We start from the raw sequence: 17269 nt of genomic DNA on the forward strand, positions 1-17269 counted from the left end.
GCTCGCTACTTGCCTGGCTTATCCAATTGAAATACAACCGGTGCATCTTCATCCGCTTTGCTTGAAGGCGGCTCCGATTTAGCGTCATCACCCCCAGTGAAATTAAAGTCCTGGCTCTGAATTACTGCTGCAGGCTTATCCAAGAAGGTGGTGACTAGCGCTGGGAATGCTGCCACTACAACAACCATGATGAGTTGTAGGGCTACCCAAGGTAATGCGCCCCAATAAATATCACTACTTTTGACTTCTTTCGGCGCAACACCACGCAGATAGAACAGCGCAAATCCAAATGGTGGATGCATAAATGAGGTTTGCATGTTCACACAGAGCATGACACCAAACCATACCAGTGCAGCACTGGCTGCAGCTTGAGGATTGCCATTCATGGAGGCAAGTAGTACTGGTGAAAGTAGCTTGACTGCAACTGGTGCCAGCATCGGCACAACGATGAAAGCGATTTCAAAGAAGTCTAAGAAGAAGGCCAAGAAGAAAACAAACAAGTTCACAACCACCAAGAACCCAACCCAACCGCCCGGCAGATTAGAAAACAACTCTTCTACCCAGTGACCGCCGTCAACACCCTGGAAGACAACTGAGAAGCAGGTTGAGCCAATCAAGATGAAGACCACCATCGCAGTAATACGCATGGTGTTTTGATATGCCTCTTGTATTAATCCCTTCAGGTTGGGAATGCTTGCCCTGCGTATCCAGGCTAAGAGCAATGCACCCATCGCGCCCATGGCGCCAGACTCGGTTGGCGTCGCAATGCCAGTCATGATGGTTCCCAGCACCAAGAAAATCAGCACTGCCGAAGGAATGATGCCCATGAGGCATTTTTTCCAGAGTGCCCAGCCTGTGAGGGTGAGTTCGTGTTCGGGTGCGGCGGGTAAGTAGCCAGGCCTAAAGCGAGATAGGAAAAAGGTGTAGAGGGCAAAAAGACCAATTTGTAGTAGAGATGGACCCCAGGCACCCAGATACATGCTGCCCACATCGGCACTGCCGCTTTGGGTTTTTAATTGGTCAGCCAGCACAACCAGCACTAAAGAGGGTGGTACCAACTGGGTAATGGTCCCAGAAGCCGCTAAAACGCCCGTGGCGTAGCGCATGTTGTAGCCGTAGCGCATCATCACTGGCAGGGAAATCATCGCCATAGCGATCACCTGAGCAGCTACTGTGCCGGTAATCGCCCCCAGAATAAATCCCACAATAATCACTGAGTAACCAAGGCCGCCCCGAATACGTCCAAAGAGTTGACCCATCGAGTCCAGCATTTCTTCGGCAAGACCACAGCGTTCCAGAATGGCACCCATGAAAGTGAAGAAGGGAATTGCTAGTAGTAAGTCGTTAGCCAGGACGCTGCCAAAGATGCGTTGAGGGATCGCTTGTAAAAACGGCATGCCAAAGAAATTCTCAGCAATCGCAATGCCAGCGAAAAATAAGCCTGCAGCCATCAAAGAGAATGCCACCGGAAAGCCGATCAACATAAACACAATGAGTCCGCCAAACATAAGCGGTGGCATCCATTCAAGTGGAATCATTGCATGGGCTTTTCATAATGGAGATCGGCGGCGGGCAATGTTTCTTTGCCTCTGAGTGCGCCAATGCGTTTAATGATTTCGGATAAGCCTTGCAGGCTCAGCATGAAGAAACCAAAAGGTACAACAAACTTAATGGGGTAGCGTGACAAACCGCCTGCATTGAGTGAATGCTCTGAGACTAACCATGAGGGATAAAACAATGTTGTCCAAGATAGCCAGGCAAATAAGATGCAGGCTGGCATTAAAAAGACAATCAAACCAAAAAGGTCGATGTAAAGGCGACCGCGATCAGAAAGCTGCGAGTAAATTAAGTCAACTCGGACATGTTCATTGCGTTTGAGGGTGTATGAGGCGCCGAGCATCACAGCTGCAGCAAATAAATACCACTGCAATTCCAGTGGCCAGTTATTGCTCATGTCTAAGCTATAGCGGAGTACGGCGTTGGCAGCTGACACTACACAAGATAGCAAGATCATGATGCTAGCAATCTTGCCCAGGAATTGATTTAGGCGGTCAATTCCTGTTGAGAGTGTTCCCCAAAAGCCCATGCAGTTTAGAGATCTGCACGACCCCGTTTGATCGCAGCAAGTACTTGTGCTGGGGCGGTACCACCAGCATGTTGACGAGAGTTAACAGAGCCATCAACAGTCAAGAGGGCAAAGACATCATCACCCATCATCTCAGGGCGATTATCTAGACCACAAGCAAAGCGCAATTCAGGAAGAGATAGATCGGTGAGCATGCAGTTGCGGCCAACGCAGGCCTTAACAGCATGGGCTACTGCTTCATGGGCATCGCGGAAGGCTAAACCTTTTTTAACTAGGTAATCAGCTAAGTCGGTTGCCGTTGCGAAGCCTTCTTCAGCAGCAGCCTTCATTACATCTGCTTTAACCTGAATATGCGGCACCATATCAGCAAAGATACGTAATGTATCTTGTACGGTATCGACTGCATCAAACAAAGGCTCTTTGTCTTCTTGGTTATCCTTGTTGTATGCCAATGGCTGGCTCTTCATCAAAGTTAATAAAGAAATCAAGTCGCCATACACACGACCAGTTTTTCCACGAGCCAATTCAGGTACGTCTGGATTCTTTTTCTGAGGCATGATCGAGCTGCCAGTGCAGAAGCGATCCGGTAAATCAATAAAGCCAAAGCGTGGGCTAAGCCACAGCACTAGCTCTTCAGATAGACGAGACACGTGCATCATCAGGATGGATGCAAAGGCGCAAAACTCAATCGCAAAGTCGCGATCAGATACGGCATCAAGTGAGTTATTGCAGATGCCATCAAAACCTAGGGTCTTGGCAACTTGCTCGCGATCGATCGGATAGGTTGTACCGGCTAAAGCAGCCGCACCCAGAGGTAGGCGATTAAAGCGGGCGCGTAAATCAGCCAAGCGGCTTGCATCGCGACTAAACATTTCGTAGTAAGCCATCAAGTGATGACCGAAAGTAATGGGTTGCGCTACTTGCAAGTGAGTATGGCCGGGCATGATCGTAGCCGAGTGAGTCTCAGCAAGATCGAGCAAGGCGATACGTAAAGTTTTGAGAGTAGCGGCGATTTGATCAACACTGCCACGTAACCACAGACGTAAATCCGTAGCTACTTGGTCATTACGTGAGCGACCAGTATGAAGACGCTTGCCAGCATCGCCAACTAATTCAGTGAGGCGAGCTTCGATATTCAGGTGCACATCTTCTAAGGCGAGTTGCCAGTTAAATTCACCAGCTTCAATTTCACCTTTGATCTGAGCCATACCCTTCTGAATATCCGCCAAATCTTGAGCGCTAATAATCTTTTGGGTAGCCAGCATTTCAGCATGAGCCAAAGATCCAGCGATATCAACCAAGGCAAAGCGTTGATCAAAGCCAATAGAGGCTGTATAACGCTGAACTAGTTCGTTAACGGGTTCGTTAAAACGGGCCGACCAAGCTTGGGCTTTGTTGGCGAGGGAATTTTTTGATGAGCTCATAAACGCAGTATATTGGTGTAGGTCTTTGATTATTTTAAATGTTATGTCCCAAACCCCTATTTCTAGCTCCACATCCCCCGTATCCGCCACCCCTAAGCGTCTGGTAATTGCCTCCCGTGAGAGTCGCCTTGCCATGTGGCAGGCGGAACACGTCCGGGATTGCCTTAAAAAGCTCTATCCAGCGTGCGACGTGCAGATCCTGGGAATGACTACCCGAGGCGATCAAATATTGGATAAGGCCCTCTCTAAAGTGGGCGGTAAGGGCTTATTTGTGAAAGAGCTTGAAACTGCCTTGGAGGATGGTCGGGCTGATTTGGCGGTGCACTCCCTGAAGGACGTGCCCATGGTCATGCCCGAGGGTTTTGATTTGTCCTGCGTGATGGCGCGGGAGGATGCGCATGATGCATTTGTCTCTAATGACTTTGCGAGCCTAGAAGATTTACCAAAAGGTGCGGTAGTGGGCACATCAAGCTTGCGCCGTGAGTCGGTCCTGAGATCCAAGTTCCCACATTTAGTGATTCAGCCATTGCGTGGCAATTTAGATACCCGTATGGGTAAGCTCGATCGTGGCGAATATCAGGCCATTATTTTGGCTGCTGCTGGTCTCAAGCGACTTGGTTTGGAAAGCCGTATTCGTGCGCTGTTACCGATTGATCCATATACGCCAGCTGCTGGACAGGGCGCACTCGGCATCGAAACCCTTAGCAAGCATCCCAACATCAAAGAGTGGCTATCACCTCTCAATGATCTGCCAACTCTTTATGCTGTCACTGCTGAGCGTATGGTGTCACGCCAATTAGGTGGTTCTTGTGAAGTGCCTTTAGCGGCTTATGCTACTTGGGATAATGATCATATGAACATCCGCTCTTTTGTGGCTAGCGTTGATGGCACTGCAAGTTGCTTAGCTAGTGCCCAAGGTGCGGTAAAGAGTTTGGAAGACGCAGAAGCGTTGGGTCTCTCAGTTGCGCGTGACCTAATTTCTCAAGGCGCTGAGCGTTTATTGCCTAACGGGTTGCCAAAGTAAGTGGTAACAAGGTAATTCTCTAATGAGCACTAAGACCATTGTCATTACTCGTCCAAGCGGACAAGCGCGCCAATTGTCAGAAGCGTTGCAGGTAAGTCTAGTAGATAGCGGGTTTACGAAAGAAACCTTCCCTCAGATCATTTCTTTACCCCTACTGACGATTGTTCCGAAGGGTGATGATGTTTTGCTGGAGCAGATCACTACTGCACTCAAGACTGCAGACCTGGCAATTTTCGTTAGTCCAAATGCAATTGAATGCACGATGCGTTTACTCGAGCAATCTTGGCCAGATTTATCTGGTAAGCCCGTGCCTGTTGGGGTTATGGGAGGCAGTAGCATGGCAGCCCTCAAAAATCATGGCATCGGTGTTGAGAGCAATCCCACGACAGTCATTCTTCCTCAGAACAATACGCAATGGGATTCCGAAGGTTTATGGGCTGAATTGCAGAAGCTGAAATGGGACTGGTCCACCAAGAAAGTGATCATTTTTAAAGGTGAGGGTGGGCGCGATTGGCTGGCTGATACTTTGAAGCATGCTGGTGCGCAAGTTGAAGCCTTCTCAGTTTATGCGCGCGTACCTTTGGATTTCAATAGTCCTGCCTGGAAGGAAATTCATGAGATGGATTTTGCTAAAGCACTTTGGCTTCTCACTTCATCTGAAGCAGTGCGTTATTTAGGGCAAGCAAAATTGCCACTCGATCTCGCAACAGCCATTTGCCCGCATCACAATATTACTGATGCTGCTGAGCAAATTGGTTTTGGTGAAGTATTTACTTGTGAGCCTGGCGATGAGGCTTTGATTGCTGCATCACAAGCTTGGCTATCTATTTAATTATTAGGATAGTTAAGTAGTGCCGGCAGAAAGACTTCGCTCACTAAGAGTGGGCGCCCTTTAAGTTGATATAGCGTCCGTCTTGCCCAGCTAACTGATGGCAACTCTGGATATTGCTGGAAGCATTTTTTCCATAAAGCGTTTTGCTGATCTAAGCGAGCAATTTCACGGAATGGTTTCTGTTTGGAGTGCATGCGTGTTTTGGCAAATAGAACTGCACCTAAAGGCTTTTTACCTAGGCGCAAAACCTCGTGGTTACTGCCACTCGAGCTAGTGCTGGGGATGATGCTATGCGCCATCACCAGCGGAATGCCGTCGGCACACAGCAATACTTCCCTGATGCGACAACGTTTAATCTTGAAATGAAAATAGCGACTCTCGTCGCTATTTAGGTTTTGACGGCAATCTCGCAAAACTAGAACTTCTAGCTTTTGTCCAATTGCACGTTCAATTTTTTGGGTTAAAGAACCGGTATCGCTGAGCCAAGACTGCCACTTGCGTGGCGCTTGATGCAATTCACCGGAATCGACTCGATTCCATGCAGAACGGAGACGACGACGGTGAACCATTTTTAGCTACCGCTAAAGTTTCTACGTTGACCGCCAGATTTTGGTTTAGCAAAACGTGGACCAGCGGACGGGCGTGAGTCACCAGAGCGATTGCCACCAGCAGGACGTGAGTCACCAGAGCGTGCAGGGCGTGAATCGGCAAAACGATTACCACCAGCAGGACGTGAATCGCCGGATGGACGTGAGTCACCAGAGCGAGATTCGAAATGATTGCCTGAGCGATTGCCACCGCCTCCGCCACCAGAACGAGACTCTGAACGAGCGCCTGAGCCATAACGACCACCACCGCCACCAGAGCGATTGCCGCCCCCAAAGCCACCACCAGAGCGACCGCCACCTGGGCGACCACCGCCACCACCAAAGCTAGGCTTGGCTTGTGGCTCAAGGCCGGCGATAACAGAAGCAACGATGTCTTGCTGTGTAAAGCGTTCGATATTGCGAATCTTGGCGCGATCACGATGTTCAACCAAAGTGATAGCAACACCATTACGACCCGCACGACCAGTACGACCGATGCGATGCGTATAGTCTTCTGGCTTCATTGGCAAGCCAAAGTTAATCACGTGACTAATACGTGGCACGTCAATACCGCGAGCCGCTACGTCAGTCGCAACCAAAATTTTGGTGTGACCTTTACGCAAAGACTCAAGACGACGCATACGAACAGCTTGAGGCATTGCACCGTGTAAGGCGCTAGCTTCGTAACCATTGGCACGTAAGGTGTCAGCAATTTTTTCGCTTTCAACTTGAGTGCTTGCAAAAACTACCGCTTGATCCAAAGAGGCATCAGCCAAAATGTGCTCAAGCAATTTATGCTTGTGTGACATGCTGTCAGCCCAGTGGAGCTTCTGCTCAATGTTTGCGTGCTTTTCGCCAGCATGAGCAAGCTCAATACGTTTAGCGTTAGTAGTCAATTCATTTGCCAAAGACATAATCTTCGGTGCAAAAGTTGCAGAGAACATCAAGGTTTGAGTGCGAGCAGCGCAACGCTTATCAATTGCCTCGAGATCATCGGCAAATCCCATGTCGAGCATGCGATCGGCTTCGTCGATAACGAGCTGTTTGACATCATCTAAGCGAATTGCTTTGCTGTCAGTTAGGTCGAGCAAACGACCAGGAGTTGCGACAACTAACAATGCGCCTTTCAGCGCTTGGATTTGCTTGCCATAAGGCATGCCACCCATGACGGTTGCAATACGGATACCCTTCATGCCGCGAACTAAGTTCACTGCATCTGCGGCAACCTGCTGAGCTAATTCACGAGTAGGGCAGAGCACTAACACTTTAGGTTGTGCGCGGCCTGGTACAGGTGAGCCATTTGGGTTGTCTTCAATGAGTTGATTAATCAAAGGCAATAAGAAGGCTGCGGTTTTACCGCTACCAGTTTGGCTGCTGACCAATAAGTCACCGCCAGCGAGAGCCGCAGGAATAACCTGAGCTTGCACTTCAGTGGCTTGGGTATAACCCAGTTCAGCAACGTTTTTAAGGAGTGGCGCCGCGAGGGCGAAATTCTGGAAATCATTTCCAGAGGGATTGGTTTCTTTAGAAAAAGTCATGCTATTACACATCCCCTTTAAGGGATGTCTCCGTGTATACACTCTTTGTTTTTTTGAGTGTGATGGTCAAAGGCATCGACCATCAGACAGGCGGCAGCGCGTTTTTTAAACTTTGTTGTTTATGACTTCTAAACGGTACGCTGAAATATAGCTGGGGGGCGATGAATCAAATTGCTTTAAAAAGCCTCCCATTATGGCATTTTAAGATGCTAATTACAAGGGTTTTCCCGAATTAATTGCAAGTAATTCGATTAACGCATCCAGCGCAGTAAGCGCTCAACACCTTTGCCGTAGGGTGGTCTAGCCAATTTGGTACCGCTTAAGAAATTGAGTCCAAAGAAACCTCGAACTTCTAATACCGATTTGCGATGACTAAACGCCTCAAAACCGGTTTTGCCATGATAGGCGCCCATACCGCTTGCACCGATGCCGCCAAACGGTAAATCTTCGATAGCTGCGTGCAATAGCGTGTCATTGATTGTTACGCCACCAGAGCGAGTCTCATTCAGAATGCGTTGCATCACCTTTTTATCTTTGCCGAACCAGTACAGAGCCAATGGCTTTGAACGTTCATTGATGTAGCGAATTGTTGAGTCGATATCGTTGATTGCCACAACTGGCAAGATAGGTCCAAAAACTTCTTCTTGCATGATGAGTGCATCTTCAGAAACATTGAAGAGTGCCACAGGCGTGAATGGCAACTCAGTGTTATCAGCAGAATGGATGAGTGGAATTGCTTGTGCCCCACGATCTACCGCATCTTGAACTAGTTGATGCCAACGCGCTAGTTGCTGCTCATCAATCGCACCAGTCAATCCCTCTGGATTGGAGAATTGTTTTTGAGCTGCATTCTGTAACTCTTGAATAAATGCCTCGCAATCACTTGCATGAACCACTGCGTAGTCAGGCGCAATACAAGTTTGTCCGCCATTCACCAGCTTGCCGTAAATGATGCTAGCGGCAGCATCTTTGAGCTTGGCTGAGGAATCGACAATCGCCGGCGATTTACCGCCTAACTCAAGGGTAATCGGTGTGAGATGATCTGCAGCTGCACGCATCACTTTCTTACCAATCTCTCCTGAGCCCGTAAAAAAGAGATGGTCAAAGGGGAGTGCCGCGAAAGATTCGGCAACATCCGTGCCACCAATGCTCACGCAAAATTCGCTAGGGTGAAAATATTCTTGGATCAATGTTGCCAAGAATCCGGATGTACGCGAACTTCTTTCTGAAGGCTTTAGCCAAACGCGATTACCTGCTGCAAATGCTGCAATGGCTGGAACCAGCGCCAGTTGCACGGGGTAATTCCAAGGGCTCATGATGCCAACGACACCCATCGTTTGCATTTGAGTCCAAGCGTGAGATGAGCCTAAGAATCCTGGTGTTGTGACCAACTGAGGTTTCATCCACTCTTTGAGATGTTTGCGAACATGCTTACATGCTTGATAAATCATCTGAAATTCCAGAAGCTGACTCTCAATTGAGTGACGAATACCAAAGTCTGCAGCCAAGACTTTGCAGATTTTTTCTTCATTGGCAGAAATCATTTGCTCAATGCGCCCAATTCGCTCGAGGCGAACCTCTAGAGTAGGGTTGGGTTCTGCAGCATAAGCAGCCTTGATTTCATCTAATTGGAGTGTGAAGCGATTTATCGACATGGGTTTTATGTGGGGCAAGCAAACGATTGAATAAGGTATTAGGATAAAGGTATGAACGAAACTATCCTCAAAAACCAGCCAAGCCTTGAACGCGCCACTTTGGGAGGCGGCTGTTTCTGGTGCCTAGAGGCGGTTTACCAGCAAATCACTGGCGTGAGTGCAGTAGTTTCAGGGTATGCAGGGGGAGCGATGCCAAACCCTGACTATGAGTCTGTTTGCTCGGGTCAAACAGGGCATGCTGAAATCGTTGACGTCTATTTTGATCCAGCGCTGGTCTCTTACCGTGATTTATTGGAAATCTTTTTTGTTATTCATGATCCAACTACCTTGAACTATCAGGGTAATGATCACGGCACCCAATATCGTTCAGTGATCTTTACTCATAGCGATAGCCAAAGCGCAACCGCTCATGAGGTAGTGAAAGAGCTGGAGGAGGCGAAAATCTATTCCAATCCAGTGGTGACGCAAATTGATGTGGCGCCGGTTATTTATCCAGCCGAGGATTATCACCAGAATTATTTTCGTCAGCATCCAGGGCAGGGCTACTGCATGGCAGTAGTTGCTCCTAAGTTGGCAAAATTTAGATCAAAGTTTCAATCTCTGATTGCGTCAGAGTTTCGCTAGTGTAAGTGCTGGTGAAGCTATTAAGGCGCTAGGCGAGCAATACGCCAGTGCGCACCTTCAAGTTGGTAGTGAATGCGATCATGCAGGCGAGAGGGTCGACCTTGCCAGAATTCAATTTCAGTAGGGTGTAAGCGATAACCACCCCAATGTTCAGGTCTTGGCGGCTTATCCCCAAAGTCAGCTGCGAAACGTTTTTCAGCTTCTTCAAGAAATTCGCGATTGGGAATCTCAGCACTTTGTGGCGAAGCCCAAGCCCCAATTCGGGAAGCTGCTGGGCGGGAGTGGAAGTATTCGTCGCTCTCAGTAGGGCTAACACGCTCAACCATTCCTTTGATGCGAACCTGGCGTTCTAGTTCATGCCAATGAAATAACAAAGCAGCATGAGGGCGAACAGCCAAATCTTTGCCTTTTTGGCTTTCATAATTGGTAAAGAAGGTAAAGCCAGCCTCATCAGCACCTTTTAGTAAGACAATACGAGCTGATGGATTGCCTGCTGTATCTGCTGTTGCCAAAGTCATTGAGTTGGGTTCAGGACATTCCGCTTTGACGGCTTGATCAAACCAAACCTGAAACAAGCTCAGTGGATTGGGCGGAACCTCAGTCTCTGAAAGCTGGCCAAAGGTATAGTTTTTGCGGAGTTGAGCGATGGAGTCCATTTTTTCAGTATAAAGAGAAGCTATGGCAGAAGACAAGATAGAAGACAGTGTGGGAGATCGTCGCTTTGGGGGTGTAGCCCGGCTATATGGACCAGAGTTGCGTGAGCGTTTTCGAGATGCCACAGTCGTCGTGGCTGGATTGGGTGGGGTAGGCTCTTGGGCTGCTGAAGCTTTAGCTCGTACCGCCATCGGCCATCTTGTCTTAATTGATTTTGATCACATTGCCGAAAGCAACACCAATCGTCAGTTACATGCGCTTGAAGGTGAGTATGGCAAAGCAAAAGTACAAGCCATGACTGAGCGCATTCGTCAAATTAATCCTGAAATTACGCTCACTACACATGATGCATTTTTGGAGCCAGAAAATCTGGATACTTTGATTCCTGAAAATGCGATTGTTTTAGATGCTACGGATTCAGTGCAAACCAAAATTGCTTTAGCGGTTTGGGCAAACAAAAATCAGCGAGCTTTAGTGATGTGTGGTGCTGCTGGTGGAAAGTCAGATCCTACCTCTGTGCGATGTGATGATCTTTCTAGAACGGAGCAAGATGCGTTACTAGCAAAAGTACGTCAAGGCCTCAGACAGGATCATGGCTTCTCTAGAAATCTGAAGAGAAAGATTGGTATACGCGCAATCTACTCACACGAGCCTCGCGCAGGAGTTGCTAGCGGTGGGCTTGCTTGTTCTGGTTACGGCTCCACAGTGATGGTTACTGCAGCCTGTGGTTTGGCTGCAGCCGCCGAAGTTTTAAATCTAATTGCTGACCAACAAGTGATTTCTTCAAATCAGCCAGTAAATCCTTAAGGGGAATCCCTGTAGGAAATTACTGATTCTGATGTCATCCCAAATTTCTTAATTTGCTAATGGGCTAGTACCTACCTAGCACATCCATTTCTTACGCATCAAATTTGTTTGTATAAATACTTTTCGTATTTTTCTGCCCTAGTGTAGATGCGCAGTCCTCCCTAGACTTTGCCTCGTTGGTGATTTACCAACGACAAATCGAAAGGAGGTCTCTTTTGCAGACTGAACAAACTGGTTTACAGCGCCACCTCAAAGTGCGGCACATTCGCCTCATGGCATTGGGGTCGACTATTGGGGTTGGATTATTTCTAGGCTCGGCAAGCGCGATTCAGATCGCGGGACCTTCAATCTTGTTGGGATATCTACTGGCTGGCATTGTTGCCTTCATCGTCCTTCGCGCTTTAGGTGAGATGGCGGTGCATGAGCCAGTCGCAGGTTCATTTGCGGCATATGCCAATACCTACGTAGGGCCGCTTGCGGGCTATATGGTTGGATGGGGTTACTGGACCTATTGGATTGTTGTCGGAATAGCTGAAGTGACTGCTGTTGGCATCTACATGACCATTTGGTTTCCTGAGACACCTCAGTGGATCTGGGCTTTGTCTTCCATCTTGATGATGGGTCTGATCAATCTCATCGCCGTAAAAGTATTTGGTGAATTTGAGTTTTGGTTTGCTCTCATCAAAGTAGTTGCCATCGTTGCCATGATTGCATTGGGTGGTTCAGTCATTTTCTTTGGCTTTACAAATGATTGGAATCCCATTGGTTTCAGTAACTTATGGCAGCACGGAGGCTTCTTCCCTAATGGAATTAGTGGAATGCTGCTTTCCTTGCAGATGGTCTTATTTGCTTACGTTGGTATTGAGATGATTGGTTTATCTGCTGGTGAAGCAGAGAACCCTCGCAAGACTATTCCGATGGCAATTGATTCTCTAGCATGGCGCATCTTGATTTTCTATATGGGTGCAATCCTCGTTATCTTAGCGATCTTTCCTTGGAATGAAGTTGGTCAACAAGGTAGTCCATTCGTAGTGATGTTTGAGCGGATTGGTTTGCGTGAAGCCGCTGGAATCATTAACTTCGTAGTCATTACTGCCGCATTGTCATCCTGTAATGCCGGCATCTTTAGTGGCGGACGCCTCTTATATGCGCTCTCAGTGAATGGCTATGCACCTTCGCCATTTGCCAAGTTATCCAAATATGGCGTGCCACATCGTGCGGTGATGTCGACAGTCGCAGTTTGTATGACCGGTGTGGTGCTCAACTACTTTGTTCCAGATAAGGCATTTCAGTACGTCATGGCTGCAGTTACCTTTATTGGGCTGATGGTATGGATTGCAATCTTGCTCACCCAAATTCAATTTCGTCGCTCTCTTACAAAAACCCAGGTTGCTGAATTGGCATATCGCACGCCTTGGTGGCCCTATTCCTCGTGGTTCGCATTGGCATTCATTGCCTTGGTAGTGGTGTTAATGGGCTTTCATGAGGATGCACGGATTGCACTGGTTTTAGGTCCGTGTTTATTGGGCGTGTATCTAGCCATGTTCTACATCGTTGGCCTGCATCGCAAAACAAAACTGAGTCGTGAATTCAAATAAGGAGACATAAATGATTATTGGCGTACCTCAAGAAGTAAAAAATAATGAATTTCGTGTTGGCTTAACCCCGGGTAATGTGAGGGGTTTATGTAAGCAAGGTCATTCTGTCTTAGTGCAGAGAGGAGCTGGTGAGCAAATTGGTCTGAGCGATGAATCCTATCGCTTAGCTGGCGCTACTTTGATCAATAGCGCTGCTGAAGTCTTTGCAAAAGCAGATATGGTAGTGAAGGTGAAGGAGCCTCAGCCACAAGAGTGTGCGATGTTGCGTGAAGATCAAATTCTGTTTACTTATTTGCATCTAGCCCCAGATCCACAGCAAACTAAGGCGCTGCTTGCCTCGGGCGCGAGTTGCATCGCCTATGAGACTGTTACTTCTTGTAGCGGTGCCCTGCCATTGTTAGCCCCAATGAGTGAAGTTGCGGGCAGGATGTCAATTCAGGCGGCGGCTTCGCATTTGGAAAAAACAAATGGCGGCTTGGGTATCTTGATGGCGGGTGTGCCTGGAGTGGCACCTGCAAAGGTAGTCATATTAGGTGCGGGTGTAGTGGGGCGCAACGCTTTGCAGATGGCAGTTGGTATGGGTGCAGATGTTTGCATCTTTGATCGCAACATTGATTGCTTGAGACAGATTGATATGCTCTATGGCAATCGCGTAAGAACCTTCTATGCTGATCCACTTTTAGTGGAGTTGGAGGTATGTGAAGCGGATGTCGTGATTGGTGCCGTATTGTTGCCTGGCGCTGCAGCCCCTAAGCTAGTGACCAGAGAGATGGTGCGCAAAATGAAAGCGGGTGCAGTAGTAGTGGATGTGGCAATTGATCAAGGCGGCTGCTTTGAGACGTCTAAAGCTACTACTCACGCAGATCCTACCTTTATCGTAGATGGTGTGCTGCACTACTGCGTTGCAAATATGCCAGGAGCCGTTGCCAGAACATCCACCTTTGCTTTGACGAATGCAACTTACCCGTACATTGAGGCCTTAGCAAATAGTGGAATGGTGAAAGCCCTTTCACATAACCATCATCTGCGAAATGGCTTGAGTGTGCATCGAGGTAATCTCACCTCTGAGCCAGTAGCTAAGGCACAAAAAGTCGACTTTGTATCAGCGGAAGAGTTGCTAGCTGCTTAGTTGCTCCACCTAAGTTGTCATGAGTGAATGTCTTGGGAGTCTGTGCTCCCAAGCTTTCCTCTATCATTAAGAGCATGGACTTATCTGCTTTAGCACTTTCTACTGGTGTAGTCGCTCTCGCTGAGATGGGCGATAAAACCCAATTACTCTCTTTGATGTTGGCTGCGCGTTATCCAAAGCAGGCGCTTGCCATTATTGGTGGGATATTCATTGCGACGATTGCCAATCATGCTTGTGCAGCATTGCTAGGCCATTGGTTAACTACTTTTATCAACCCAGATCTTCTGAAGTGGGTCTTGGGCTTGAGTTTTTTAGGAATTGGTCTGTGGCTATTGGTGCCTGATCACATTGATGATGCTGGTGGGTCAAAGGTGGCTGATAAAGCCTTGCAAGTATTTATGTTGACGGTTGGACTCTTTTTCTTGGCGGAGATGGGGGATAAGACCCAAATCGCTACGATTGCCCTCGGCGCTAAATATTCTGATGTCTTTTCAGTAACAGTTGGCACCACTTTGGGGATGATGTTGGCTAATGCGCCAGCAGTCTGGATTGGGCAGAAATTTACCAAGCGTATGCCCATTAAGTGGGTGCATGCTGTAGCTGCCGTCACTTTCATTGCCATTGGTATTTTCACCCTCGTTTGGGCTTAGGCTGAATTTTTCTAGGGGGCTTAAAATTGCCCTATGAAAACTGATCTGCCACAGAGCTTTCGCAGGCTCGAATACCGCGCTCCCAATTACACCTTTTCCCAGGTTGAGTTAGACATTGCTTTAGATCCCGCTAGGACGATTGTGAAGAGTCGCCTAGAGGTTCTTCCTGGTGCTGGTCATGAAGTTGGTACGCCTTTGGTATTGCAAGGTCATGAGCTCGAGTTTGTGAGTTTGCGTATTAATGGTGAAGCCCACCGTCAGTTTGAGTTGACCCCAGAAATGTTAACGATTCATGCACTGCCCAATCAAGGTAAGCAAGCTTTCGTTGTTGAGATCATCTGCGTTTGTGTACCCGAGAAAAATACTTCACTCATGGGTCTGTATGTCTCAAACGGCAATTTCTTTACCCAGTGTGAAGCTGAGGGTTTCAGAAAGATTACTTACTTCCTTGACAGACCAGATGTGATGGCGCGCTATCGCGTCACTCTTCGTGCTCGTGAGGCAGAGTGCCCGGTATTGCTATCCAATGGCAACCTCATTAGTACTGAAAAATTGCCGAATGGTTGGCATAGCGCTGTTTGGGAAGATCCATTTCCAAAACCGTCTTACTTATTTGCTTTGGTCGCCGGAAAGCTCGAGTGTATTGAAGAAACTATCACCACAAGCAGCGGTGCAAAAAAGTTATTGCAGATTTGGGTTGAGCCACATGACTTGAAAAAGACCCGCCATGCCATGGACTCGTTAATTGCTTCGATTCATTGGGATGAAAAGCGCTACGGTCTCGAACTTGATCTCGAGCGCTTCATGATTGTGGCGGTAGGCGATTTCAATATGGGTGCGATGGAAAACAAGGGCCTCAATGTTTTCAACACCAAGTATGTTCTTGCCCAAGCAGAAACTGCAACGGATGCTGACTTTGCCAACATCGAAAGCGTAGTAGCCCATGAGTACTTCCACAACTGGACTGGTAACCGAGTGACTTGTCGAGATTGGTTTCAGCTATCCCTTAAAGAGGGTTTAACTGTATTCCGTGACCAAGAGTTTTCTGCTGATCAAATGGGTAGCGAGTCCGGTAGGGCAGTTAAGCGTATTGAAGATGTGCGTTTATTGCGCCAACTTCAGTTCCCTGAAGATGCGGGTCCGATGGCGCATCCAATTCGCCCAGATGAATACCAGGAGATTAATAATTTCTACACTGTGACCGTGTACGAGAAGGGTGCAGAAGTCGTGCGTATGTATCAAACCCTATTAGGTGTTGAGGGTTTCCGCAAAGGCATGGATCTGTACTTCAAGCGTCATGATGGCCAAGCAGTTACTTGTGATGATTTCTTGGCGGCGATGGCTGATGCCAATGACCGTGATCTTTCCCAGTTTAAGAACTGGTATAGCCAAGCGGGTACCCCCAAGGTTAAGGTGCAAGAGTCCTACGATGCGGACACAAAGCAATATCGAATTACTTTGACGCAAAGTCCTGCAGCAAATACGGTAAACAAAGATAGCAAGCCGTTCCATATCCCACTGAGGATGCGTTTATTAACCCCAGAGAATGATCTGGTTGAGGCATTATTGGAGTTAACTCAAGATCAGCAAACCTGGACTTTTGATCAGCTTACAAGTCGCCCAGTGCTATCAATCAATCGCAATTTCTCAGCCCCGATCAATTTAGATTTTGATCAAAGTGAGGCCGACCTGCTAACTATGTTCTCGAGCGATGACGATGCTTTTAATCGCTGGGAAGCCGGTCAGAAACTGGCAATGCAAATGATTTTGGATAATCGCTTGCCTGATAAGGCGCTGATTGAGGCTTACCGCACTCTCTTGACTGATCCGGAGTTGGATCCGGCGTTCAAAGAGCTGGCACTGACTTTGCCTGCCGAGACCTATCTATATGAACAGTGCGCAAGCGTTGATCCCCAACAGATTTATGCTGCCCGTCGCGCTTTCCGTCACGCTATTGCGAGCGAGTTGCGAATTGAGTGGGCGGCTCTTTATCAACAGATGCAAACACCAGGACCATTTAATCCTGATGCAGCAAGTGCTGGCAAGCGTGCTTTGAAGAATCTTGCACTCAGCATGCTGCTCGAAGCCGATCCATTGATCTGGGCACCTATGGCCGTCAATCAATATCAGAATGCTGACAATATGACTGACCGATACGCCGCCTTAGCTGGCTTAGTGATTCATGGATGCAAATCAGCGGCAGCTTGTTTGGAAGATTTTTATACCCGATTTGCTGATGATGCTTTAGTGATTGATAAGTGGTTTGCATTGCAATCGAGTAGACCTCCAGTAGCGAACGCTGAATCCACCTTGAGTGAAGTCAAGCGTTTGCGTGAGCACGAAGCTTTCAAAATGAATAACCCCAACCGGGTTCGTAGCGTGATTCATGCTTTCTGTATGAATAACCCCGCTAGCTTTCATCAAATGGATGGTAGCGGTTATGCATTTTGGGCTGAATCCGTTCTCGCCTTGGATCCAATCAATCCCCAGGTTGCCGCTCGTTTGGCCAGGGGATTGGATCGCTGGCGTCAGTTTGCTCCGATTTATCAGGAGCAGATGCTGTCAGCCCTAAGGCGGGTGGCAGCATGCGAAACCCTCTCCGCAGATGTGAAAGAGGTGGTTTCTAAGGCTTTAGGCAATTCAGCCGGCTAGAACAAGGCA

15 protein-coding genes are annotated in these 17269 nt (G+C 48.0%); 8 read left to right on the top strand and 7 right to left on the bottom strand.

Going from position 1 to position 17269, the window contains the following annotated elements; all coding sequences use genetic code 11:
• Positions 1-5: 5 nt before the first annotated feature.
• The 3 genes from ICN25_RS03805 to argH are packed head-to-tail and all read right to left on the bottom strand — an operon-like array spanning position 6 to position 3510.
• The gene (locus tag ICN25_RS03805; RefSeq protein ID WP_216179133.1) at positions 6-1538 is read right to left on the bottom strand and encodes a TRAP transporter large permease subunit; all 1533 of its coding nucleotides are present in this window, start codon (positions 1536-1538) and stop codon (positions 6-8) included.
• On the bottom strand, positions 1535-2086 hold the full coding sequence (locus ICN25_RS03810; protein ID WP_216179135.1) for a TRAP transporter small permease subunit: 552 nt from the start codon (positions 2084-2086) through the stop codon (positions 1535-1537). The genes ICN25_RS03805 and ICN25_RS03810 overlap by 4 nt, the downstream gene beginning before the upstream one ends.
• Positions 2087-2091: 5 nt before the next feature.
• Positions 2092-3510, bottom strand: coding sequence for an argininosuccinate lyase (gene argH / locus ICN25_RS03815; protein WP_216179137.1), 1419 nt, complete (start codon positions 3508-3510; stop codon positions 2092-2094).
• 43 nt (positions 3511-3553) lie between these two features.
• Here argH and hemC point away from each other — a divergent pair, with 43 nt between their 5' ends.
• Both hemC and ICN25_RS03825 read left to right on the top strand, forming a co-directional pair.
• Positions 3554-4534: a hydroxymethylbilane synthase gene (gene hemC, locus ICN25_RS03820; protein WP_216179139.1), complete on the top strand. Its 981-nt coding sequence runs from the start codon at positions 3554-3556 to the stop codon at positions 4532-4534.
• Positions 4535-4556: 22 nt separating this feature from the next.
• Positions 4557-5366, top strand: coding sequence for a uroporphyrinogen-III synthase (locus tag ICN25_RS03825; protein WP_216179141.1), 810 nt, complete (start codon positions 4557-4559; stop codon positions 5364-5366).
• On the opposite strand, the gene ICN25_RS03830 is transcribed toward ICN25_RS03825, so the two are convergent.
• From ICN25_RS03830 to ICN25_RS03840, 3 genes are all read right to left on the bottom strand, one after another.
• Positions 5363-5935 carry a chorismate lyase gene (locus tag ICN25_RS03830; protein WP_216179143.1) on the bottom strand — a complete coding sequence of 191 codons (573 nt, stop codon included), beginning with the start codon at positions 5933-5935 and terminating at the stop codon, positions 5363-5365. The genes ICN25_RS03825 and ICN25_RS03830 overlap by 4 nt on opposite strands.
• Positions 5936-5937: 2 nt before the next feature.
• Complete coding sequence (locus ICN25_RS03835; protein ID WP_216179145.1) at positions 5938-7491, bottom strand: DEAD/DEAH box helicase; 1554 nt, start codon at positions 7489-7491, stop codon at positions 5938-5940.
• A 251-nt stretch (positions 7492-7742) separates the two neighbouring features.
• Positions 7743-9146 (bottom strand): coniferyl aldehyde dehydrogenase, encoded by a 1404-nt coding sequence (locus ICN25_RS03840; protein ID WP_216862860.1) that lies wholly within the window; start codon positions 9144-9146, stop codon positions 7743-7745.
• Positions 9147-9197: 51 nt separating this feature from the next.
• Here ICN25_RS03840 and msrA point away from each other — a divergent pair, with 51 nt between their 5' ends.
• Positions 9198-9770 carry a peptide-methionine (S)-S-oxide reductase MsrA gene (msrA, locus tag ICN25_RS03845; protein WP_216179147.1) on the top strand — a complete coding sequence of 191 codons (573 nt, stop codon included), beginning with the start codon at positions 9198-9200 and terminating at the stop codon, positions 9768-9770.
• 20 nt (positions 9771-9790) lie between these two features.
• Here msrA and pdxH read toward each other — a convergent pair whose 3' ends face one another.
• Complete coding sequence (gene pdxH / locus ICN25_RS03850) at positions 9791-10426, bottom strand: pyridoxamine 5'-phosphate oxidase (protein ID WP_216179149.1); 636 nt, start codon at positions 10424-10426, stop codon at positions 9791-9793.
• Between the two features lie 22 nt (positions 10427-10448).
• Between pdxH and ICN25_RS03855 the strand changes: the two genes are divergently transcribed.
• From ICN25_RS03855 to pepN, 5 genes are all read left to right on the top strand, one after another.
• On the top strand, positions 10449-11231 hold the full coding sequence (locus tag ICN25_RS03855) for a ThiF family adenylyltransferase (RefSeq protein ID WP_216179152.1): 783 nt from the start codon (positions 10449-10451) through the stop codon (positions 11229-11231).
• A gap of 272 nt (positions 11232-11503) precedes the next feature.
• Positions 11504-12829, top strand: a complete 1326-nt coding sequence (locus ICN25_RS03860) for an amino acid permease (RefSeq protein WP_304609532.1) — start codon at positions 11504-11506, stop codon at positions 12827-12829.
• Between the two features lie 10 nt (positions 12830-12839).
• Positions 12840-13958: an alanine dehydrogenase gene (gene ald / locus ICN25_RS03865; RefSeq protein WP_216179156.1), complete on the top strand. Its 1119-nt coding sequence runs from the start codon at positions 12840-12842 to the stop codon at positions 13956-13958.
• A gap of 74 nt (positions 13959-14032) precedes the next feature.
• Positions 14033-14608, top strand: a complete 576-nt coding sequence (locus ICN25_RS03870) for a TMEM165/GDT1 family protein (protein ID WP_216179158.1) — start codon at positions 14033-14035, stop codon at positions 14606-14608.
• Between the two features lie 33 nt (positions 14609-14641).
• The gene (gene pepN / locus ICN25_RS03875) at positions 14642-17260 is read left to right on the top strand and encodes an aminopeptidase N (RefSeq protein WP_216179160.1); all 2619 of its coding nucleotides are present in this window, start codon (positions 14642-14644) and stop codon (positions 17258-17260) included.
• The last annotated feature ends 9 nt before the right edge of the window (positions 17261-17269 follow it).

Source organism: Polynucleobacter sp. 80A-SIGWE, assembly GCF_018882295.1.
In the GTDB taxonomy this organism is placed as follows: domain Bacteria; phylum Pseudomonadota; class Gammaproteobacteria; order Burkholderiales; family Burkholderiaceae; genus Polynucleobacter.